The sequence below is a fragment of the Pseudochrobactrum mosebachae genome (genome assembly GCF_048914685.1).
Taxonomy (GTDB): domain Bacteria; phylum Pseudomonadota; class Alphaproteobacteria; order Rhizobiales; family Rhizobiaceae; genus Pseudochrobactrum.
Genome location: NZ_CP128408.1, coordinates 1,891,319 through 1,913,642, shown reverse-complemented (window position 1 = coordinate 1,913,642; position 22,324 = coordinate 1,891,319). Strand labels below are relative to the sequence as shown.

At 50.9% G+C, this 22,324-nt stretch carries 22 protein-coding genes; 10 read left to right on the top strand and 12 right to left on the bottom strand.

All coding sequences use genetic code 11. The annotated features are described in order from the left end of the window. Positions 1-146: 146 nt before the first annotated feature. The 5 genes from tsaD to MP213Fo_RS08740 all read left to right on the top strand — a co-directional run bounded on the left by tsaD (position 147) and on the right by MP213Fo_RS08740 (position 3,747). Positions 147-1,238: a tRNA (adenosine(37)-N6)-threonylcarbamoyltransferase complex transferase subunit TsaD gene (tsaD, locus tag MP213Fo_RS08760; protein ID WP_421088666.1), complete on the top strand. Its 1,092-nt coding sequence runs from the start codon at positions 147-149 to the stop codon at positions 1,236-1,238. Further along, complete coding sequence (locus tag MP213Fo_RS08755) at positions 1,235-2,215, top strand: NAD(P)H-dependent glycerol-3-phosphate dehydrogenase (RefSeq protein ID WP_421088665.1); 981 nt, start codon at positions 1,235-1,237, stop codon at positions 2,213-2,215. The genes tsaD and MP213Fo_RS08755 overlap by 4 nt, the downstream gene beginning before the upstream one ends. A 16-nt stretch (positions 2,216-2,231) precedes the next feature. After that, the gene (locus tag MP213Fo_RS08750) at positions 2,232-2,522 is read left to right on the top strand and encodes a YciI-like protein (protein WP_421088664.1); all 291 of its coding nucleotides are present in this window, start codon (positions 2,232-2,234) and stop codon (positions 2,520-2,522) included. A 33-nt stretch (positions 2,523-2,555) separates the two neighbouring features. After that, a complete protein-coding gene (locus tag MP213Fo_RS08745) occupies positions 2,556-2,984 on the top strand; it encodes an EVE domain-containing protein (protein ID WP_421088663.1) in 429 nt (142 codons plus the stop codon). A 67-nt stretch (positions 2,985-3,051) separates the two neighbouring features. Then, the gene (locus tag MP213Fo_RS08740) at positions 3,052-3,747 is read left to right on the top strand and encodes a class I SAM-dependent methyltransferase (protein WP_421088662.1); all 696 of its coding nucleotides are present in this window, start codon (positions 3,052-3,054) and stop codon (positions 3,745-3,747) included. 25 nt (positions 3,748-3,772) lie between these two features. Here the strand turns inward: MP213Fo_RS08740 and MP213Fo_RS08735 are convergent, their stop codons facing one another. After that, a complete protein-coding gene (locus tag MP213Fo_RS08735; protein WP_421088661.1) occupies positions 3,773-4,639 on the bottom strand; it encodes a DMT family transporter in 867 nt (288 codons plus the stop codon). A gap of 210 nt (positions 4,640-4,849) precedes the next feature. Here MP213Fo_RS08735 and MP213Fo_RS08730 point away from each other — a divergent pair, with 210 nt between their 5' ends. Then, positions 4,850-6,241 (top strand): PLP-dependent aminotransferase family protein, encoded by a 1,392-nt coding sequence (locus MP213Fo_RS08730; protein ID WP_421091079.1) that lies wholly within the window; start codon positions 4,850-4,852, stop codon positions 6,239-6,241. A gap of 12 nt (positions 6,242-6,253) precedes the next feature. Here MP213Fo_RS08730 and MP213Fo_RS08725 read toward each other — a convergent pair whose 3' ends face one another. Further along, on the bottom strand, positions 6,254-6,808 hold the full coding sequence (locus tag MP213Fo_RS08725; protein WP_421091078.1) for a L,D-transpeptidase family protein: 555 nt from the start codon (positions 6,806-6,808) through the stop codon (positions 6,254-6,256). 320 nt (positions 6,809-7,128) lie between these two features. Between MP213Fo_RS08725 and MP213Fo_RS08720 the strand changes: the two genes are divergently transcribed. Together MP213Fo_RS08720 and MP213Fo_RS08715 are read left to right on the top strand one after the other, a co-directional pair. After that, a complete protein-coding gene (locus MP213Fo_RS08720) occupies positions 7,129-7,809 on the top strand; it encodes a response regulator transcription factor (RefSeq protein WP_421088660.1) in 681 nt (226 codons plus the stop codon). Positions 7,810-8,147: 338 nt separating this feature from the next. After that, positions 8,148-8,603 (top strand): Crp/Fnr family transcriptional regulator, encoded by a 456-nt coding sequence (locus MP213Fo_RS08715; protein WP_421088659.1) that lies wholly within the window; start codon positions 8,148-8,150, stop codon positions 8,601-8,603. A 79-nt stretch (positions 8,604-8,682) separates the two neighbouring features. Here MP213Fo_RS08715 and MP213Fo_RS08710 read toward each other — a convergent pair whose 3' ends face one another. The 5 genes from MP213Fo_RS08710 to tesB form a co-directional block, all read right to left on the bottom strand. Beyond that, the gene (locus tag MP213Fo_RS08710) at positions 8,683-10,287 is read right to left on the bottom strand and encodes an ABC-F family ATP-binding cassette domain-containing protein (RefSeq protein WP_421088658.1); all 1,605 of its coding nucleotides are present in this window, start codon (positions 10,285-10,287) and stop codon (positions 8,683-8,685) included. Positions 10,288-10,465: 178 nt separating this feature from the next. Continuing rightward, positions 10,466-11,272, bottom strand: a complete 807-nt coding sequence (locus tag MP213Fo_RS08705; protein ID WP_421088657.1) for an exodeoxyribonuclease III — start codon at positions 11,270-11,272, stop codon at positions 10,466-10,468. Between the two features lie 169 nt (positions 11,273-11,441). Further along, positions 11,442-12,095 carry an outer membrane lipoprotein carrier protein LolA gene (locus MP213Fo_RS08700; RefSeq protein WP_421088656.1) on the bottom strand — a complete coding sequence of 218 codons (654 nt, stop codon included), beginning with the start codon at positions 12,093-12,095 and terminating at the stop codon, positions 11,442-11,444. Positions 12,096-12,202: 107 nt separating this feature from the next. Continuing rightward, positions 12,203-14,791 (bottom strand): DNA translocase FtsK, encoded by a 2,589-nt coding sequence (locus MP213Fo_RS08695; protein WP_421088655.1) that lies wholly within the window; start codon positions 14,789-14,791, stop codon positions 12,203-12,205. 173 nt (positions 14,792-14,964) lie between these two features. Further along, positions 14,965-15,828, bottom strand: a complete 864-nt coding sequence (gene tesB / locus MP213Fo_RS08690; RefSeq protein WP_421088654.1) for an acyl-CoA thioesterase II — start codon at positions 15,826-15,828, stop codon at positions 14,965-14,967. 344 nt (positions 15,829-16,172) lie between these two features. Here tesB and MP213Fo_RS08685 point away from each other — a divergent pair, with 344 nt between their 5' ends. Together MP213Fo_RS08685 and MP213Fo_RS08680 are read left to right on the top strand one after the other, a co-directional pair. Continuing rightward, positions 16,173-17,438 (top strand): ubiquinone biosynthesis hydroxylase, encoded by a 1,266-nt coding sequence (locus MP213Fo_RS08685; RefSeq protein ID WP_421088653.1) that lies wholly within the window; start codon positions 16,173-16,175, stop codon positions 17,436-17,438. Between the two features lie 162 nt (positions 17,439-17,600). Further along, positions 17,601-18,038 (top strand): OsmC family protein, encoded by a 438-nt coding sequence (locus tag MP213Fo_RS08680; RefSeq protein ID WP_421088652.1) that lies wholly within the window; start codon positions 17,601-17,603, stop codon positions 18,036-18,038. Positions 18,039-18,111: 73 nt separating this feature from the next. On the opposite strand, the gene MP213Fo_RS08675 is transcribed toward MP213Fo_RS08680, so the two are convergent. From MP213Fo_RS08675 to sdhC, 5 genes are all read right to left on the bottom strand, one after another. Next, the gene (locus tag MP213Fo_RS08675; protein WP_421088651.1) at positions 18,112-18,483 is read right to left on the bottom strand and encodes a VOC family protein; all 372 of its coding nucleotides are present in this window, start codon (positions 18,481-18,483) and stop codon (positions 18,112-18,114) included. Positions 18,484-18,749: 266 nt separating this feature from the next. Further along, positions 18,750-19,529, bottom strand: coding sequence for a succinate dehydrogenase iron-sulfur subunit (locus MP213Fo_RS08670; protein WP_421088650.1), 780 nt, complete (start codon positions 19,527-19,529; stop codon positions 18,750-18,752). A 17-nt stretch (positions 19,530-19,546) separates the two neighbouring features. Then, the gene (gene sdhA, locus MP213Fo_RS08665) at positions 19,547-21,385 is read right to left on the bottom strand and encodes a succinate dehydrogenase flavoprotein subunit (RefSeq protein WP_421088649.1); all 1,839 of its coding nucleotides are present in this window, start codon (positions 21,383-21,385) and stop codon (positions 19,547-19,549) included. Between the two features lie 8 nt (positions 21,386-21,393). After that, positions 21,394-21,777 (bottom strand): succinate dehydrogenase, hydrophobic membrane anchor protein, encoded by a 384-nt coding sequence (sdhD, locus tag MP213Fo_RS08660; RefSeq protein ID WP_421088648.1) that lies wholly within the window; start codon positions 21,775-21,777, stop codon positions 21,394-21,396. A gap of 13 nt (positions 21,778-21,790) precedes the next feature. After that, positions 21,791-22,192: a succinate dehydrogenase, cytochrome b556 subunit gene (gene sdhC / locus MP213Fo_RS08655; RefSeq protein ID WP_421088647.1), complete on the bottom strand. Its 402-nt coding sequence runs from the start codon at positions 22,190-22,192 to the stop codon at positions 21,791-21,793. Between the last annotated feature and the right edge of the window lie 132 nt (positions 22,193-22,324).

Sequence of the window (22,324 nt, the reverse complement as noted above, 5' to 3'; positions counted from 1 at the left end):
TCTGTCCGTGATACGCGAATTATAAACCTTCTCTAGCTGCCTTTACCTTCAGGGGCAAATTTATGACTTTAAACTCATGAACATAAAGACCATATCCTGATATTAAGCAGATAGAATGGTGAAATTTAATACGGGTCTAATCGCTTATGCGCGTGCTTGGAATAGAGACAAGTTGCGACGAAACAGCCGCAGCTATCATTGAACGTCATGAAAATGCTGATGGACAGGTGTCTTCAACCATCCTGTCCAATGTCATTCTCAGTCAAATTGCCGAACACGAGCCCTATGGCGGCGTGGTGCCGGAGATTGCTGCGCGCGCCCATGTAGAAGCGCTCGACAGGCTGATTGCCAAAGCCCTTGATGATGCTGATATGAGCATTAACGATGTGGACGCAATTGCCGCCACCGCAGGGCCTGGTCTGATTGGCGGGCTGATCGTTGGCCTGATGACAGCCAAAGCCATCGCCTTTGCCGCAGACAAGCCTTTCTACGCTGTCAACCATCTGGAGGGGCATGCGCTCACTGCGCGCCTCACCGATGGGGTGGCTTTTCCTTATTTGCTGCTGCTGGTATCTGGCGGCCACACGCAGGTTATTCTGGTGCACGGGCTTGGTTCATATGAACGCCTTGGTACAACAATTGACGATGCGCTGGGCGAAGCCTTTGACAAAACCGCAAAATTACTTGGCCTGCCCTATCCGGGCGGCCCCGCCGTTGAGAAGGCAGCCCTCAAAGGCGATGCGACACGCTTTGACCTGCCCCGCCCGCTCAAAGGTGAGGCACGGCTCGACTTCTCATTCTCCGGCCTTAAAACTGCTGTGCGCCAAACCGCAACGGCGCTTATTCCGCTGAGCGATCAGGATGTGGCGGATATCTGCGCTTCATTTCAAACTGCGGTTGCCGATACGTTGAATGACCGCGTGAAGCGCTCGTTACAAAAATTCCGTGATACCTATCCGGATAAGCAGAACCCGACACTGGTTGTTGCAGGTGGCGTTGCAGCCAACAAAACCTTGCGCAAAGGCCTTGAAACCCTGTGTGAAAAACATGGTTTTAGTTTTCTCGCACCGCCGCATATTTTGTGCACTGACAATGCAGCCATGATTGCTTTTGCCGGTGCTGAACACGCTGTCAGCCGCGCGCCAGACAGTCTTGATTTTGCCCCGCGTTCACGCTGGCCGCTGGACACCACATCAGCACCCTTGATCGGATCAGGTCGCAGAGGAGCAAAAGCATGAGCAAAAACATTGCAATTCTGGGCGGTGGCGCTTGGGGTACAGCACTGGCTTGTATGGCCGCGCAAAATGGCCATCAGGTTTTGCTTTATGCCCGCGATCAAGCAACGGTTGATGATATTAATCACAACAGACAAAACAAACGCTATCTTGGCGAGATTATTCTGCATGAAAATTTGCGGGCAACCAGCAATCCGGCTGAAGCGCTGCAGAAGGCAGATACCGTTCTTGCCGTTATTCCTGCGCAGCTTATGGCCGCTGCCCTGCAGGATTTGAAACCGTTGATCCCTGAAAACTGCCCCGTTGTTCTCTGTGCTAAAGGGATTGAGCGTTCAACCGGCCGCCTGATGTCGCAAATTATTGCCGATATTTTGCCGGATCATCCGATTGCAGCACTTTCCGGCCCAAGCTTTGCCAGCGATGTTGCGCGTGGCCTGCCAACAGCAGTGACCATTGCCTGTGAAAATATCGCCATTGCCGATGATCTTGCCAGCCAGTTTTCAGGACAGACATTTCGCTGCTACTCATCCGATGATCTGATCGGTGTTGAAATCGGCGGCGCTTTGAAAAACGTGATTGCCGTTGCCGCCGGCGCAACCATTGGCAAGGGGTTGGGTGCCTCTGCACAATCCGCTCTGGTTACGCGCGCCTTTGCAGAATTGCGCCGGATTGCCAAAGCCTTTGGCGGCCGGCCTGAAACCCTGATGGGGCTTTCCGGTCTCGGCGATCTGATGCTGTCATGCTCGTCACCGCAATCACGTAATTATTCCTATGGTCTGGCGCTCGGGCGTGGAGAACCTATGCACGGCCTGTTGCTGGCCGAAGGGGTTGCAACCGCGCCGGTCATTGCGGAACTATGTCTGCAAAAACAGATCAACGCACCAATTATCACAACTGTAGCGGCATTACTTGACGACAGCATCACCATCGATGCCGCTGTCACAGGATTATTGTCGCGCCCTTTAAAAAACGAAGATTAAGACCGGAGTAAGCACCATGCTATTCGCCATTCTCTGCAATGATAAAGCCGACCATTTACAGCTTCGCCTTGATACCCGCCCGGCCCATCTGGATTATTTGAAAAGCCTTGGTGACAAGATCAAATTTGGCGGACCCTTTTTGAGCACCGCTGAACAGAAGCCTGATGGCAGCATGCTGATGGTAGATGTGGATTCAATTGAAGAGGCCAAAGCCATTGCCGCCGCCGATCCTTATGCGCTTGCAGGCCTGTTTGATACTGTAGACATACGTGCATGGAATTGGGTCATCAACAAACCGGCTGCATAAGCCCCGTTTGTAACATCATATCCGGAGAGAGTTGTGGCATATTGGCTGTTTAAATCCGAACCGTTCAAATGGTCGTGGGAAATGCAAAAGGCAAAAGGCGCCGTCGGCGAGCAATGGGACGGCGTGCGCAATTATCAGGCACGCAATAATATGCGCGCTATGGAACTGGGTGACAAAGCATTTTTCTACCATTCCAATGAAGGTCTCGAAGTTGTCGGTATTGTTGAGATTTGCCAGCTGGCACATCCTGACAGCACCACCGACGACCATCGCTGGGAATGTGTGGATATCCGCGCGATCTGCGATATGCCAAAACCGGTGACACTGAAAGATGTCAAAGCCAATCCGGCATTGAGCGATATGGCACTGGTAACTTCCATGCGCCTTTCCGTACAACCGGTCAAAGAGGATGAGTGGATTGAAGTATGCCGGATGGGCGGCCTTGATCACACCAAGATCTGAGAGAAATGATGCAGAACGTGACCTATCTTACTAGCGGCAAACGTTCTGCTCTTTATCAGGAGCGCATATGACGCCCCTGATCCCGACCGAAGAACGCGCCAGTCAATTCATTCGCACCAATACCGGCATCCATACCCCGCCGCATGTGCCGGAAATAAAGCTACATCTGGCGGATGAAGCTCACGAGCTTTGGCACAAGACAGAGCAGGAATTGTGTGAAATCGGCCTGCCTCCGCCCTATTGGGCTTTTGCCTGGGCGGGCGGGCAGGGTGTTGCGCGCTATATACTGGATCATCCGGCGATTGTCGGCGGCAAGCGCGTGCTTGATTTCGCCTCCGGATCAGGTCTGGTGGCGATTGCAGCGGCGATGCGCAATGCCGCATCAGTTACCGCAAATGATATTGATCGCTTTGCCTGCCATGCCATTACGCTCAATGCCGGTCTTAATCAGGTTACGCTCGGCTTTAATGATCATGATCTGATCGGGCAGGATTTAAGCAAGACAACCGATATTTTACTTGCCGGAGATGTGTTTTACGACAAACCGCTGGCTGACCGGCTTCTACCATGGTTTGATATGCTGTCAGCCAAAGGCATGACTATTATAGTTGGCGATCCCGGTCGCTCTTATCTGCCTCGCCATCGCCTGACAGAACTTGCGGTCTACACCGTTCCTGTCACCCGCGCGCTGGAAGATGCGGATGTGAAACGCACCACGGTCTGGCAATATAGCCATACAGATCTGGATAGCCCCTCGCGGTAGTTTTGCACATTTTTCTTCGCGGCTTTCATGCGTAGCGCTTCGCGCCGGCAACGCAAATCACCACCACACTGGCCACCGCAATCATAGCCATACTCACCGGTTCGCCCAGAATATAGGCCGCCAGCGCCAGACCGAAAAACGGCTGCAACAACTGTAATTGCCCCACCGCTGCCGCACCACCGAGCGCCAGCCCCCGATACCAGAAAAAGAAACCAATCAGCATACTGAATAACGTGACATAGACCACCCCTGCCCATGCCGGTGCCGCGATACCGACAAAACTCTCCGGCTGCAGCCAGACTGTCAGCACCAACATCATCGGCAATGCCAATACCAGCGCCCAGCAAATCACCTGCCAGCCGCCAAGGTTGCGCGACAGACGTCCGCCTTCTGCATAGCCATAGCCACACACAATAATCGCTAGCAACATCATGAAATCGCCATAGAGCGAAACCGCACCACCGGATTGATCTTTAGACAATGCAAACAGTGCGACTGCCATACTGCCAGCAAGTGAAAATGCCCAGAACCGCCATTGCGGGTTACTGTCTCCGCGCAACACCGCAAAAATGGCTGTACTAAGCGGCAAAAGCCCGATGAAAACCAGCGCATGTGCAGAGGTAACATATTGCAGCGCCAGTCCGGAAAATAGCGGAAAGCCGACCACCACACCGGCCGAAACCAGCGCCAGTGACATCAGATCTGCGCGCGCCGGCAGTTTCACACGAAATGCAAGCAGCAGCCCGCCACCAATCAAACCCGCCACTGAGGCGCGCAATACAGTGAGAAACAACGGATCAATTTGTGCAACTGCCAACCGCGTTGCAGGCAAAGACCCGCTGAAAATTAACACGCCTATAAAGCCGCTTATCCAACCCGCACGATTCTGCATTTTCATCTATTCTTCAAATATGTTGGTAATTTTGATTTATTTAGTGATACACAGCATTAAGTGTCAGAGACAGTTGCAGTACAATTTGAACAAACTGTACTGCTCATTTGAGAGATACAGATGAATCGCTTTTCAATCGAAACAGCTTCGCTGGATACAGCCTCAATCAATCAGGACATTCTTCAGGCCACAACTTTGGTTGAGAAGGTCATGACAATTATACGTGACCGCATCAATGCGATGAGCCTGATGCCGGGCGCGCGGTTACCATCTATTCGCCGCCTGTCGGAAACCATGTCGGTTTCCAAATCAACAGTTGTGGAAGCCTATGACCGGCTTGTCGCTGAAGGCGCTATTCAGGCGCGGCGTGGTGCCGGTTTTTTTGTTGCGGATAAACATCAGCAGCCATTGGTCACTACTGATTTAACCGCGCGTAATATCCGCCGGTCAAACCCCTATTGGGTGATGCGGGAATCTTTGGAGCATGACCAGCCCGATAAAAGTCAAACAACATTACGTCCGGGCTGCGGTTGGCTGCCGCCAAGCTGGTTACCTGAAGAGGCTATTCGCCGTGCCCTGCGTCAGCTGGCCCGCAACCCAGCCGCCAATCTTACCGAATATGATGAGCCGCTCGGCTTTTTGCCGTTGCGCCGGCTCATGAGCACGCGTCTGCGTGAACAAGGCGTTACGGCCAGCCCGTCACAAATCCTGCTGACAGATTCAGGCACCAATGCCCTTGATCTGATTTGCCGTACATTTGTGCGACCCGGCGATACAGTGTTGATCGATGATCCGTGCTATTTCAATTTCAGGGGCCTGCTGCTTGCACAAAATGCTGTGCCGGTTGGTGTACCATACACACCGCATGGTCCTGATCTGGAGAGCTTTGCGCAACTTTGTGAGCAGCACAGACCAAAACTTTATATCAGTAATTCCGGCATTCATAATCCGACCGGTGCCACCATGCTGCCAGCGGTTGCGCATCGCTTACTCAAACTCGCCGAGCAGCATGATTTAATTCTGGTTGAAGATAATATTTTTGCGGATTTTCACGCCACTCCGCCCCCGCTTCTGGCGGAGCTGGATGGGCTGGAACGGGTCATTCATATTGGCAGCTTTTCCAAATCTCTTTCTTCGGCAACCCGAGCCGGTTATATAACCACACGGCAGGACTGGCTGGAAAACCTGATTGATATGAAGCTTGCCACCAATTTTTCCAGCAATGCACTATCATCACAAATTATCCATCACCTGCTCACTGATGGCAGTTACCGCCGTCATATTGAGCAAACCAGAGTAAAGCTCGCTGAGTGCCAGACATGGGTTCGTCAGCGTTTAGCCGCCATCGGCCTCACCGCATGGTGCGAGCCGGTAGGCGGCCTGTTTCTCTGGGTACGGTTACCGGATACGCTGCCGCAAGGCGTAGACGCCGATGTGATTGCCAGCCGGGCACTAGAGCATCATATCGTTTTAGCACCGGGAAATATTTTCAGTCAGTCGCAGACATGCAACCGCTTTTTGCGCTTTAATGTTGCCCAGTCTGTGCACCCGAAAATCTTCACAACGCTTGAAAAAATTATGGCGCAGCCGGAAGCCAGTTGATTAAAATATCTTTTATCCGCGGCGCACACGGATAACAGTATCACCCGATAAATGCGGCAATAACCGCATCATATCGCGCCTGCTTAAAGCAATGCAGCCCTCAGTCGGCGTGTAAGTTTCACGCGAGAGATGGAAAAATATCGCGCTGCCACAACCCTGTTTACGCTCCGAAATATTCCAATCCATCACCACGCAAATATCGTAGAGATCATCTTTGCGCCACATCTTCTCATGGCTGCGTTGATATGTGGCGGCAACAGGGCGGTTATAATTCCGGTCATTGGCCGCATCACACCAGCCATCCTGCCGGTGGGTGGCACGAAAGTTCAATGCAGTCGCCGGCTGATCGGCAATCACCGTACTGCGGCGCCGGTAGCCATAGAGTAAACGCATTTGCGTGAGAGGGGTGGCGCCATCCCCTTCACGCTTGCGCGAGGAAATACCGCCCTTGCCCAAAGCGCAACGCAACACCAATGGCCCAGCGATCAGATAACCCTGACTGGGATGCCCCGGACGCATATGCACATCCAGCACTTTCAACATCCGTGACGTTTTTTGAATCCGCACATTCTGCAAAACGCCACCCGGCTTAGATACTTTACCCAATATCATTTTCTATTGGCCCCTCCGGCCAGATTTCGCATGCCAAATATCAGACATTATCAGCTATATGCAGTCTATCTTATTGGCTGCAACAGATATAACCGCCTTTGATTTTTACACACACCATAAACTGATACATAATCTCTTAAGGCCAGAGTTAAAATTACAACTTACAGGGTAAACTTTGTTTCATCTGACCTCCCTTTAGTTTTTCATTATTAAATGCCATAAATCATCCATCTTGCTGATATTCAGCTCCCGCTTTTTAACCGCATGAGGCAGATATGATCGCCCATAATATTCTGATTGTTGATGATGATGAGGATCTTCGTTCGATCCTGATTGACCAGCTGTCACTACACACCGAGTTTCATATTCTGCAGGAAGATACTGCCGAAAAAGGTATTGCAACAGCACGCGCTAATAATATCAGCCTGTTGATTATGGATGTTGGCCTGCCCGATATGGATGGCCGCGATGCCGTTAAACAACTGCGTGCAGGCGGCTTTACATCACCGATCATTATGCTGACCGGCCATGACACTGATTGCGATACTATTTTAGGTTTTGAATCAGGTGCCAATGACTATGTCACCAAGCCGTTCCGCTTTGCGGTGTTGCTGGCACGCATCCGCGCGCAATTACGCCAGCATGAGCAGAGTGAGGACGCCACCTTTATTGTCGGGCCCTACACCTTCAAACCAAGCCAGAAACTGCTGCTGGATCAAAAAGGTGACAAGATTCGCCTGACGGAAAAAGAAGCAGCAATCATCAAATTTCTGTATCGTGCTGGTACTGTGGTCGGGCGTGATACGCTGCTGGAAGAGGTCTGGGGCTATAATTCCGGCGTGACAACCCATACGCTGGAAACCCATGTCTATCGTCTGCGTCAGAAAATTGAGCTGGACCCGTCAAATGCCAGCCTGCTGATTACGGAAAGCGGCGGTTACAAGCTGGTTCCGTAACGCTTTATGTTTTTATGAACGCAATTTCTGACGAAAAATCGGTTCCCATATTTGCGGAACTACTGTTATCCGGCAATTCAGCTTTAAACCGCTTTGAATTGTCGGATTTTTCGAATGACAGGCACTGCCTTTGCCAAACATTTATCGGATGAGCAATAATACATAACTATGATGAATAAGCCTGTGCTTTAAAATTGCGCTAGTAATACACTGTAAACCTCCTGAATAACGCATTATTTTATCGAAAACTTTAGAAACTCTTCGGTAAACTGAGCTACAGCATAATTCTCCTGATCATAGCAGGTTCGGAAACAGAGTTATGTAGAAGAAAGCGGCATATGGCACTTGATGATGACATTCAGTTTCTGAGCACAATTGGTCTTTTTGAGGCTTTTTCAGCTCAGCATTTGCGACTGCTCGCCTTTGGCGCAGAGCGCATGGTTCTGCGTACCGGCAGAGAACTGTTTCATGAAGGACAAAGTGCCGACTGCGCCTATATTGTCGTCAGTGGCGCAATCACACTCTTCCATGAAGGTAAGCAGGGTCGTGTCAATTTACGCACGATCGATAGTGGTGCTGTGCTCGGTGAAATGGCACTGATTACCCAGTCCAACCGCTTGACCGGGGCTGTCGCCGACACCGAGACAGAAGTTATCCGTCTCAGCCGGTCAATTTTTCATCGCATTCTGGAAGAATATCCGGAGCTGGCAGCATCGCTTTACCGGCATATCAGCAACAATCTCAATGAAATGGTTGAGCAGATCGACAAACTATCCGCTCATTTTGAGAACTAGAGCGGGTAACGATCAGGTTGGATCGCAGCGCTTGCTCTAGATTTTAGAGTTATCGCATTGTCATACCTATCAAGATGATTCAACTTGATAGTGAAATACTCTCAATTTTTAGACGCCGCGTCACACTGATAGCCTCCAGAAATGCCTCATCATGGCTGGTCACCAGTAAGGCTCCATCATAAGCTTTGAGAGCCGCCTCCACAGAGCGCAGGGCTACAATATCCAGATGATTGGTAGGCTCATCGAGAATAAGCAGCTGCGGTACATGTATGCCACCTAACACACAAGCCAATCCCGCACGCAAACGCTCACCACCACTAAGTTCACCGGCCTTGCGCAAAGCACAATCATTGCGAAACATGAAACGGGCTAATGCCGCACGGCAAGCATTATCTGAGGCTTGTGGATTATGCTGTTTAAAATTTTCAACCACGCTCATATAATCATCGAGCATACTCACATGCTGATCAAGCATCGAAAAGCGCACAAAACGATGCACAATACCGGTTTTTTCTTCCAGCTGACCGGCCAAAACCCGCAATAAAGTGGTTTTGCCTGAGCCGTTACCACCACAAACTGCTAATCTTTCAGGCCCGGTTATTTGCAAAGATACATGCTCAAAAACCGGCTTGCCGCTACTATAAGCAAAACCCACACCATTCGCCGTTAAGACAATTTTAGAAGCAGGAAGCTGCGCAGATGCAATCGTAAAATCATGCGGCGTTAAACGCTCTATCTTGCTCTGTGCCTCTTTCAACGCTTGCTGCCCTGCATCTGCCTGCCTATGTGCAAGCAGAGTGTTACGGCCGGATGTGGCCTGTGCACGATCTTCCCGCGCATCAAGCAACAGCTTACTTTGTCCAGATTTGAAGCGTGATTTTTTACCAGCAGCATCCCGCTTTTCTTGCCGCTCCCTGATCAGCCGCGCCTGTTTCTCAGCCTGTTTAACTGCCGTTTGTGCCACCTCAAAATCATGATGCGCACCAGCCAGCTCTTCGGCTTTTCTAGCCTCGTAAAAATCCCAATTGCCCTCATAATGGCTAACACCAATAAAGGTCATTTCAACAATGCGATCCATTTTCCGTAACAAAGCACGGTCATGGCTGATAACCAGCGCCCCGCCCCGCCAGTTATGCAGTAACTCCAGCACAGCCTGCCGCCCCTGATAATCAAGATTATTCGTCGGCTCATCAAGCAATAACAAATCAGGTTTTTTAAAAATAAGCGCGGCCAGAGCCGCGCCGGTTTTCTGGCCGCCGCTTAAACGGCACAGTTCAGTGTGGGGCGTAAGACCCGACAAGCCCATTGTCACGAGCGCATCTTCAATCCGCGCTTCCAGCGTCCAGTCCGCCTCGAAATTATCTTCACTGCCATGTCCGGCCAGAATATGCTCCATCCGCATCAATGCGGCACGCGCGCCAAACAGATCTGCAATCGTTTCATGCGATTGATCTGTCACCTGATGCAGCACGCCTATTGTGGCGTGACCACGCACCGATCCGTTTAGCGGAGCTATTTCACCGGCAATAATGCGCAGCAAAGTCGATTTACCCACGCCGTTGCGACCAATAAGGCCGATACGGTCTCGGGCAATAGAGAGATTGAAGTTTTGAAAAAGGCTGCGGCCGTCAGGCGTGTGCGCAGCAAGATTTTGAAGTGTGAGAAGAGCAGTCAAGGGCACCATCCAATACAGAGACAAAAACACCAGTTACGAAAAACTGTGTTGTCTGCTTCATGGTGTGCACTCCTGATTATTGCTGTTGCTCAAGTCGTTTCGGAACAAGTATAACCCTGTTATGCCGAAACAGCTTGAGCATATGATCAATCATAACGGTCTTTTCAAGGCACATTAAGCCCGTTGTTTAGTCGAGATCAAAGCGGGCAATCACCGGCACATGATCGGAAGGCCGCTCCCAACCGCGGGCATCACGCAAAATTTTCAATTCCTGCATATGCGGTTCAAGGTCTTTTGATCCCCAGATATGATCAAGACGGCGGCCGCGATCAGACAGGCTCCAGTCTTTGGCACGGTAGCTCCACCAGGTATAAATTTTCTGATCCGCAGGGATCATCTGGCGCATCAGATCGCTCCAGCCACCTTTCACCCGCAGATCTTCCAAAGTCTGCGTTTCAACAGGCGTATGGCTGACAATTTTCAACATCTGTTTGTGCGACCACACATCATTTTCAAGCGGTGCAATATTCAAATCGCCAACCAGAATAGATGAAAATCCATCACCGCGATCCGCAGCAACAGCACGCATTTCCTCAAGAAATGCCAGCTTATGCGCGAATTTCGGATTAATGTTGACATCCGGCTCATCGCCACCGGCAGGTACATAGAAATTATGGATGCGGATAGATTTACCACCAGCCTGCACCACACTGCTAAGATGGCGGCAGTCACCCATATCACAAAAACCGATCACCTCAGTACCCTGCAAAGGACGACGCGACAGTGTGGCGACCCCGTGATAGCCCTTCTGGCCGCTGATAGCGATATGCTCATAACCAGCAGCCCGCAGATCATTCAGCGGAAACTGATCATCCGGACATTTGGTTTCTTGCAGGCACAAGACATCTGGGGAATGTTTTTCAAGAAAATCTAAAACCAGCGGCAAACGAAGGCGAACTGAATTGATATTCCAGGTAGCGACGGAAAAGCTCATAAAACTGCTCAACTGGCTGATATGCTGATGGGGAAACAGGCGGCACTTGAGCGAAGCATAAGCTTCACTTCAAGCTAGCCACCATAAGCCGCTTATCTTGGATGTGCAAATTTTTGGAATAAAAATACCGTGTAAATTATAAAACAGCATTTCATCTGAAACGCGCCTCTCAGCGTGTTTTACGCTTCATAGCCATGCGCTGATAATCAATCTTGAACATATTATCTGCAAATCTGACGCCCTTTTGCACATTGAAAATCATCACCGTCGTATCCTGACGCTGTGCATCCGTAATCGTCCATTGCTTTAATTCAGCATTGGCCGGATCAAACATCAAAGAAATAGTGGCATCAGCAAAAACCGACTTATCCCCCAGAACCATCGTCAAGGCATCCGGTTCATTTTTCAACCCGCGCAGCCGCCCTCCACCCAGATCAACATGATCGCTGAGGAGCAGTTTAAGCGGGGTTTTTGAGAGCGGATACAAATCCCATGTATCCAGTTTTTTATTATTAACCACCACCGATTCACCATCAGAAATTACAGTGATTGGTGATTTATCGTAGTTGAACCGGATTTTACCCGGGCGCTCAATATAAAACTTACCGCCTGTCTGGTCACCTTTAGGGCCAAACTGCACAAATTCACCGGTCATGGTTTTGACGGCAGTAAACTGATTGGCAATTGCCTGCGCCTGCGCAGTATTACCACCGGTTTGTGCCTGCGCGGTAGATACTGGCGAAACGACAGCAATGGCTGCACCCAGAGCGATTGAAGCCACGGTCAAATATTGAATAGCAGTTAAAGGCAATTTCAGTTTCATCAGAGAAACACTCTCCCGTATCCGTCATGGCGGCTTCACACCGCAATTATTACGTTTTTATAGACATGCAGTTTGACCTGACTGTGGCAAAGCAAAATCACCCTGCCTTAATAGCTGTCATCCTGCGTCGGCACGAGAATTTCGCGTTTGCCCGCATGGTTTGCAGGTCCCACAATACCTTCCTCTTCCATGCGCTCGATAATCGAGGCAGCACGGTTATAGCCAATACCGAGGCGGCGCTGAATATAGCTGGTGGATGCTTTCTTATCGCGCAGAACCACCGCAACAGCCTGATCATAAGGATCATCAGAATCCTCAAGATTGGAAGTGCCTGATGGTGCTGATCCGTCACCCTCATCACTGTCTTCCGTGATCGCATCCAGATATTCCGGCACGCCCTGTGCTTTAAGATGCTGCACAACCTGCTCAACTTCATCATCGCCGACAAATGGCCCGTGAACACGCTGAATACGGCCGCCGCCAGCCATGAACAACATATCACCCATGCCCAGCAACTGCTCAGCCCCCTGCTCGCCAAGCACAGTACGGCTATCAATTTTCGACGTAACCTGAAACGAAATACGGGTCGGGAAATTGGCTTTAATCGTACCGGTAATCACATCAACACTCGGACGCTGCGTTGCCATAATCACATGGATACCCGCCGCACGTGCCATCTGTGCAAGACGCTGCACAGCGCCTTCAATATCTTTACCGGCCACCATCATCAGATCAGCCATCTCGTCGATAATCACGACAATATATGGCATTGCGACCAGATCCAGCTCTTCGGTTTCGTAAACCGCTTCACCGGTATTACGGTCAAATCCGGTCTGCACCGTGCGGGAAATCTGCTCGCCTTTTTTCTGTGCCTGCACCACCCGCTGATTAAAGCCGTCAATATTTCGCACGCCGACTTTCGACATTTTGCGATAGCGGTCTTCCATCTCGCGTACCGCCCATTTCAGCGCCACAACCGCTTTTTTCGGATCGGTCACAACAGGGGTAAGCAAATGCGGAATGCCGTCATAAACCGACAGTTCCAGCATTTTCGGATCAATCATAATCAGGCGGCATTCTTGGGGTGTCATACGATAAACCAGCGACAGGATCATCGTATTGATCGCCACAGATTTACCCGACCCTGTGGTACCAGCCACCAATACGTGAGGCATTTTCGCCAGATCGGCAATCACTGGCTCGCCATTAATGGTCTTACCCAGTGCTAATGCCAGCTTTGTTTTGGTTTGAATAAAATCGCGGCTCGCCAGCATTTCACGCAAATAAACCATTTCGCGTTTCGGGTTAGGCAACTCAATACCAATCGCATTGCGCCCCGGTACCACCGCAACTCGCGCAGAGATTGCGCTCATAGAACGGGCAATATCATCCGCCAGACCAATCACACGTGAGGATTTAATACCAGGCGCAGGTTCCAGCTCATACATGGTCACAACCGGTCCCGGCTTAACCTGTAGAATCTCACCGCGCACACCAAAGTCTTCCAGCACACCTTCAAGCACGCGCGCATTTTGCTCCAGCGCTTCTTTTGACAGCAACGGATCACGCGCCATCACTTTTGGCTCACTCAGATAATTAAGATCCGGCAGTATAAAGCGCCCGCTCTTATTTACCGGATGGCTTGCACCGCGCTGTGCAGCAGCTTTGCGCGCCGGTTGCGCACGCTGAGGGGGTGATGCTTGATGATCTTGATCCGCTGTTGCAGCGGCATGATCAAAACCATTGTCAAAATGAAGATCATCTTCCGTCTGAAAACCCTGTTCAGAACGAGGCTCAAACCCCGGTTCAAAACGCTGGCCATCCGTCTGCTGACCTTTGCGCGGCAGTGTAATATCACCGTAAGGATCATCATCACGCAAACGCTTGCGCTGTGAGGAAGGCTTGCGTTTCATGCCAAACAACCGGCGCAGCGAAGCACTGGCACTTAGTTTCCAATGCGAGGCAGCACCAAGGGTCGATGCCGAAAGCGCGGAGAAGAAACCACCGCGATCAGATGCGCCATCATCTTCGTCAAAACCGTCTTCATCAAAATCATCTTCCGCAACATGACGCGCTTTCGCACGTACAGGCTTGGTCAGGCTGCTCTGCCGGCCGATCAAGCCGCTGGCAAAAGCGCTGAGCCACAAAGCGGGCACCAGCAGCACAGCTGCAATCGACACTGCAATCATACCGGTTGGAAATGCACCAAGAAAAACGCCCGGCACTTGCAGCACCATATCACCAAGCACACCGCCAAGGCCGATCGGCATTGGCCAGCTTTCCGGTGCCTGCACACAACTGGCTATGGCTGCAAATAACAGGGATGCAAAAAACCACGCTGATGCACGGCGTGCCAAACGGTCAATACGCCCGTTTACAATCAGTAAAATACCCCAAAATATTGCTGGCAGCAGCACAACAACACTGGATAAGCCGTAAAACTGCATCGCAAGATCAGCAAATACGGCCCCCGCATAACCGGCAGCATTGGTGACTTCATTGGCAGTGGCATGGCTGAAACTCGGATCTTCAACATTCCATGTTGCAAGAGCAGCAACACATCCCGCTACCAGTGCCAGAACAAGCAGGCCGGAAAAAATATCGATCTGACGGCGCAATAAAGCGCTGAGCCTCAGACGTTCTCCCCGAACTTCTTGATCCTCTGGCCCGAAGGACGGTGAATAGCCTTGCCGCATGTAATCTGCCTCAACTTTTTTCACCCCGTTTCAACACGTAAAAACGCGTTAAACCGTGGCAAATTTTATGAATCGCATCCGATCTTACAATATCGGTAGTTAAGGCAGCATTAACCATGCGACATACGCCGCAAGGCTGTTGATATCCGGTAGTAGTTTAAGCCGGTTGCCCCTCAGGAACGTACGCGGATCAGACCTTCCTGCGCGGTAGAGGCAATCAGCAAACCGTCACGAGTGAAAATTGAGCCACGGTTAAAGCCGCGCGCTCCGGTCGCCAGCGGGCTGTCCTGACTATAGAGCAACCAGTCGTCGAGCTTGTTTGGGTGATGAAACCACATTGAATGGTCAAGACTGGCCACCTGCATGCCCGGATCAAACACCGCGCGTCCATGGGCGTGCAGCGAGGTATCAAGCAGGGTCATGTCAGAAAGATAAGCAAGAATGGCTGATTGCAGCGCCCTGTCATCCGGAATAGTTCCGCAAGCCCGCACCCACACATTTTGTAATGGTGGCAGCGGATCTTTGGTCAGATAATGCTCCAGTGAAACCGGCTTCATATCAATCGGCTGTTCACGCTCGAGATATTTGCGCATCGCAGCCGGTGCCATCTGCAAATACTGCTCTTTCATATCCTTCATGCCGATCAGCTTTTCTGGCAAAGGCACGTTCAGCGGCATTGGAATTTGATGCTCAAGCCCCTTCTCATCAACCTGAAATGAGGCAGAGAGTGTAAAAATCGCTTTGCCATGCTGCACCGCAACCACCTGACGGGTTGAAAAACTTGAACCGTCCCGCAGCCGCTCCACACGGTAAATGATCGGAATAGACGGATCGCCCGGTCGCATAAAATAGCCGTGCAATGAATGCACATAGCGCCCATCTTCAACAGTGCGCTGCGCAGCAACCAGTGCCTGACCGATCACCTGCCCGCCAAAAACCCGCTGCCAGCCCACCTGCGGGCTGCGGCCACGAAACAGATTATGCTCCAGCGGCTCCAGATCAAGGATCGACAATAATTCTTTCATTGCTTCTGACATAGGAAACTCATTTTCTGTAACAGCTAGAGCATTTCACTATCAAGTTGGATCAACTTGATAGCTATGACAATGCGAAAAAGCTAAAATCTAGAGCGAGCGCTGCGATCCAACCTGAACGTTACCCGCTCTAGGTTATGGCTACAGCCAGTAAGCATAGGGTGCAAGCGGCAACTGAGAGTATCAATGCCCAGTTACAACAACGCGCCGGTTAAAATTATATGGCATTTGCTCTTGAGGCCAATCCGGTTAAAGCCTATCTACGATACTGTGATATAAAGCATATGAGCGCTCTTAAGGAACTGACATATCGCTGCAGGGCCTGTCACGCAGAGAAGGAACCCACAATGGCCAAATCATCGCGCACAACACCTGCCAATGATGCAGAAACATCTGTCCGAAAAACAGATATTGTCATCGCTGGTGCAGGTTATGTAGGCATGACCACAGCTGTTGCCATCAAAACCGGCGCACCGCAGCTTGATGTGACGATTATTGATGCCGCACCTCAGGGTCAGTGGAAAAAAGACCCGCGCGCCTCTGCGATTGCCGCGGCTGCAAGCCGCATGCTCGAACAGCTCGGTTGCTGGCAGGCAATCAAACCGGATGCTCAAGCCATCAATGATATGGTGATCACAGATTCACGGGTTTCTGATCCGGTACGTCCGGTTTTCCTGACCTTTGGCGGAGAAGTTAATCCCGGTGAACCTTTCGCCCATATGGTGGAAAACAAAGTTCTGAATGCCTCGCTCCATGCCAAAGCTGCAGAGCTCGGTATTCATGTTATTGAAGGCTGCGGCGTGGATCATTTTACCACAGCCGCAAATGCTGTTACCGTAACCCTTGCAGACGGCCGCAGTTTTGAAACCCGTTTGCTGATCGGTGCCGATGGTGTGCGCTCCAAAATGCGTGATCAGGCCGGCATCAAAACCATTCACTGGAGCTATGGTCAATCCGGCATCGTTTGTAATGTTGCCCATGAGCGTCCGCATGAAGGCCGGGCTATAGAGCATTTTCTGCCCGCCGGCCCATTTGCTATTCTGCCGCTCAAAGGCAATCGCTCTTCTCTCGTCTGGGCAGAGCGCACTGAAGATGCTGACCGGCTTATTGCACAGGATGATTTTGTATTTGAAGCAGAGCTCGAACAGCGCTTTGGCCACCACCTTGGCGAAATCCGTGTAGAAGGCAATAAACGCGCCTTTCCGCTGGGTCTGACACTGGCACGTGAATTTGTTAAACCGCGCTTTGCACTGGTTGGTGATGCCGCTCATGGTATTCACCCGATAGCCGGACAAGGGCTTAATCTCGGTTTCCGCGATGCGGCAACACTGGCGCAAGTGATTGTTGATACAGAGCGTTTAGGGCTCGACATCGGTTCTTTTGCAGCTCTTGAACAATATCAGACATGGCGCCGTTTCGACACGGTGCAAATGGGTGTCAGTACCGATGTTCTGACAAGACTGTTCTCGAATGACAGTCTGGCTTTGCGTACGGTGCGTGATATTGGACTTGGTCTGGTCGACAGGCTGCCGGTGATGAAAAATTATTTCATCAAACAAGCAGCAGGTTTCGGCAAGGAAATGCCACGGCTTTTACAGGGCGAAGCGCTCTGACCAAAACAGTACATTCTTAAAAACGGATAAATTTAGATATCACCTCTGGAAATGCACCCAAGAAACCTAATTCTGTTGTCAGTGGCCCGATTTTTATTTTACTCAGAATTGGGTCAAAACTGCTCTCATACCTCTGCATAAATTCAAACCGAGGATAAGACGATGAACAGAACTGCCACTGCAATCTGGAACGGCGATCTGAAAACCGGTACAGGCAAACTTTCCACCCAGAGCACAGCTTTGGCCGATTTGCCATATAGCTTCAAATCCCGCACCGAAGATGTGCAAGGCCAAACCGGCACCAATCCTGAAGAACTGATTGGTGCAGCCCATGCTGGTTGTTTCACCATGAGGCTGTCTTCGTTACTATCCACCAATGGCACACCGCCACAGGAATTGCAGACCACTGCTACCATCAGCACCAAACCCAATGAAGGCGGCGGCTTTTCAATCGCTAAAAGTGAGCTGGTCTTGCGGGCGCGTGTTGCCAATATTTCCGAAACCGACTTTCAAAAACTGGCGAAACAAGCCAAAGAAAACTGTCCGGTTTCCCGCGCGCTCAATGCTCTTGAAATTACACTCAAGGCAACGCTTCTTTAAACGATTGCTAAACCCCTCATACAAAAAAGCCGCCTGTTTATGAGGCGGCTTTTTTGTATCGAATCTATTAAGGTCAGGCCGGCATATGACAGACAGCCTCAATCACATGGCCATCAGGATCCTTAACCAGAGCACTGAAATAATCCGCATGATAATTCGGGCGTAACAACGGAGCCCCATGATCACGGCCACCGGCACTCAGTGCCGCGCTATAAAAGCGTTCAACCTCACTGCGCGTACCAGCTAAAAATGCCAGATGCATGTGTCCCTGATAGGCAGTGCCTTTTTGGCTGCCAATCCAGAATTCGGGCTTGCCTTGCCGGCCATAGCCTTGCCAGTTTCCAAATTCTGCCACTGCATCGATACCAAGAGGTGCCAGCGCAGCCGTATAAAATGCCTGTGCCTTATTTTTGTTTGCGACCATAAAACCTATCTGATCAAGCATAAGCGCCTCTGTTCAATCACCCTGTTGATATAACGCTGCAACAGATCAAGAGTTGCAGGGATAAAGCGATATACATCATCTATCCCCTCGCAATCAGGCTGATTTATGGAGGCAAATAAAAAAGGCACCGCGAACGGTGCCTTTTAAACGCAATGATCGACTTACTTCGTGATTACACGCGGCGCTCGACCATCATTTTTTTGATTTAAGCACAAGAGCCGTGGAGGCTTTTGGCCGACAGGGATTAATAAAGACGATTGCCGCGTTTACACGCGACGCTCAACCATCATTTTCTTGATTTCAGCAATCGCTTTCGCTGGGTTCAGACCCTTAGGGCAGGTCTGCGCGCAGTTCATGATTGTGTGACAGCGGTAAAGACGGAACGGATCTTCGAGATTATCCAGACGCTCACCCTTCGCTTCATCACGTGAATCGATCAGCCAGCGATAGGCCTGCAACAAAACAGCAGGTCCGAGATAACGATCACCATTCCACCAATAGCTCGGGCAGGATGTTGAACAGCAAGCACACAGAATGCACTCATAAAGGCCGTCAAGTTTGGCGCGGTCTTCATGGCTCTGCAGCCATTCTTTTGCAGGTTCCGGAGAAACCGTTTTCAACCACGGTTCGATTGAGCGGTGCTGCGCATAAAAATGGCTCATGTCAGGCACCAGATCTTTCACCACAGGCATATGCGGCAAAGGATAAATCTTAACCGTGCCTTTGATGTCTTCCATACCCTTGGTGCAGGCAAGCGTGTTTGACCCGTCAATATTCATGGCACATGAGCCACAAATACCTTCACGGCATGAACGGCGCAGTGTCAGGGTCGGATCAATATTATTCTTGATGTACAAGAGTGCATCGAGAACCATCGGGCCGCAATTATCAAGATCAACATAAAACGTGTCGAGACTAGGGTTTTCGCCATCATCCGGAGACCAGCGATAAACCTTGAATTCACGTAAATTGGTTGCACCCGCAGGTTTGTCCCAGACCTTGCCCGGACGGATCTGCGAATTTTTGGGAAGTGCCAGTTCTACCATTGCTCTTTCCCTTGTCCTTAGTAAACGCGCGCTTTAGGCGCGATTTTTGCCAGACTGATACCGCCGTCTTCTTCCTTGACCAGCGGGTCAAGATGAACAGGGCGGAAACCAAGCGTTACTTTACCGTCTTCTGTGAGCCATGACAGCGAATGCTTACGCCAGTTAACGTCATCACGGTTCGGGAAGTCTTCATGCGCATGCGCGCCACGGCTTTCCTTACGGGCTTCAGCCGCAACCACAGTGGTCATCGCATTGGCCATCAGGTTTTCAAGTTCCAGCGTTTCCATCAGATCTGAATTCCAGACCATTGAGCGGTCGGTCACTTTAATATCCGGCATTTCTTTCCAGATCGCGGCCATGCGCTCACAGCCTTGCTTAAGCGATTCGGAGGTACGGAATACCGCAGCATCTTCCTGCATAGTGCGCTGCATCTTTTCACGTAAGATTGCAGTTGGTGTGCCGCCATCTGCAAAGCGCAGACGATGGAAGCGTTCCATGATTTTATCGCAGGCAGCAAGGTTCAATTCAGGAATCTTTGCTTCGCGGTCAATCACTTCACCAGCGCGGATTGCAGCCGCACGGCCAAACACCACCAGATCGATCAGCGAGTTTGAACCAAGACGGTTGGCGCCATGAACCGAAGCACAGCCTGCTTCACCTACAGCCATCAGGCCCGGCTGCACACGATCAGGATTTTCCTCAGTCGGGTTCAGCGCTTCACCCCAATAGTTGGTCGGCACGCCGCCCATATTGTAGTGAACAGTCGGCAGAACCGGAATTGGCTCTTTGGTCAGATCAACACCGGCAAAAATCTTGGCCGATTCCGAAATGCCCGGCAGACGCTCATGCAGGATCGCCGGATCAAGGTGATCAAGGTGCAGATAGATATGATCTTTATTCTTGCCAACGCCACGGCCTTCACGGATCTCGATGGTCATGCACCGTGAAACCACGTCGCGTGATGCCAGATCCTTGGCAGATGGTGCATAACGCTCCATAAAGCGCTCACCCTCGGAGTTGACGAGATAACCGCCTTCACCGCGCGCGCCTTCAGTGATCAGGCAACCCGCACCGTAAATACCGGTCGGGTGGAACTGAACAAACTCCATATCCTGCAACGGAAGACCGGCACGTGCAGCCATACCGCCACCATCACCGGTACAAGTATGTGCAGAAGTTGCCGAGAAGTATGAGCGCCCGTAACCGCCTGTCGCCAGAACGACCATTTTCGCGGTAAAGCGGTGAATGGTACCGTCGTCGAGGTTCCATGCCACAACGCCGGTGCAAACACCGTCTGTCATGATCAGATCAAGCGCGAAATATTCAATAAAGAACTGCGCATTATGCTTCAGGCTCTGGCCGTAAAGCGTGTGCAAAATAGCGTGACCGGTACGGTCAGCAGCCGCACAAGTGCGCTGTACCGGCGGACCATCACCGTAATTCTGCATGTGGCCGCCAAACGGACGCTGATAAATCTTGCCTTCTTCGGTACGCGAAAACGGCACGCCATAATGTTCCAGCTCATAAACCGCAGCCGGTGCCTCACGGGCAAGATATTCCATAGCATCGGTATCGCCGAGCCAGTCAGAACCCTTGACGGTGTCATACATATGCCACTGCCAGCTATCAGGCCCCATATTGGAAAGCGATGCCGCAATACCGCCCTGCGCTGCAACCGTGTGGGAGCGGGTCGGGAATACTTTGGTAATGCAAGCGGTTTTGAAGCCCTGTTCGGCCATACCCAATGTTGCACGCAAGCCTGCACCACCGGCACCAACCACCACAACATCAAATTTATGATCTACATAGGTGTAGGTCTTGCCGTCTTTGGTAATTTTATCTGTCGTTGTCGCCATTTGGCTTATCAACCTCCGAAGCTGAGCTTGAGGATTGCAAACAATGTGGCGCCGCCAACAACAATCGAAAAGAAAGTGTTGAGCATCACACAAACAATCTTCAGGCCTTCGCCATGAATATAATCTTCAATAATAATCTGCATGCCAAGGCGCATATGGTAAATACCGGTCACAACAAACAGCGCCATCACCAGTGCGGTGAAGGGATGCGCGAGTGCAACCCGTATTTCTGCGTAGCTTGCGCCGTGCAGACACACGATCAGGCCGACAAAAAACACCACCAGCGGCACCAGTGCAACGGCACTCATACGCTGGAGCCAGAAATGGCTGGTACCATCCTTGGCAGAACCAAGGCCGCGAACTTTACCCAGAGGGGTACGCATATCTTGCATAATGTCTGTCCTCTCAGCGCAGGCTCAGCGCTACAACCCAGATCAGGATTGTCGCAACCACAGAAAACACCACTGTCGCCCAGGCAATCTTGCTCGCAGTATGCTTTTCAAGCCCTGCGCCCATATCCCAAATGAAGTGACGAATACCACCGGCCAGATGCTGCATCAGTGCCCATGTGTAACCAAACAACACAAGCAGACCGAGCCATGAGCCGAACAGGCCATTTATGAAATTAAAGCAGTCTTCACTGACCGCTGCGGAAATCAGCCATGCGGCGAGCAGCAATGTACCAAAATACAGTGCACCACCGGTAATGCGATGAATAATCGACGTTGTCATCGTGATTGCCGGTTTGTAAATCGACAAATGCGGTGACAGCGGACGCTGGCTTTTGACTATAGGTCTTGTTGTCATAGCTATCCTGGTAAATGTTACCGATAAACAGGCCACCGGCAAACAAGCCGGAACTCCGGCATAGTGTGGTCTGTTCATGCCCAACAGAGTGTTTTTGTATGCTGCATCAACCGCAACATACAAAAACACTCT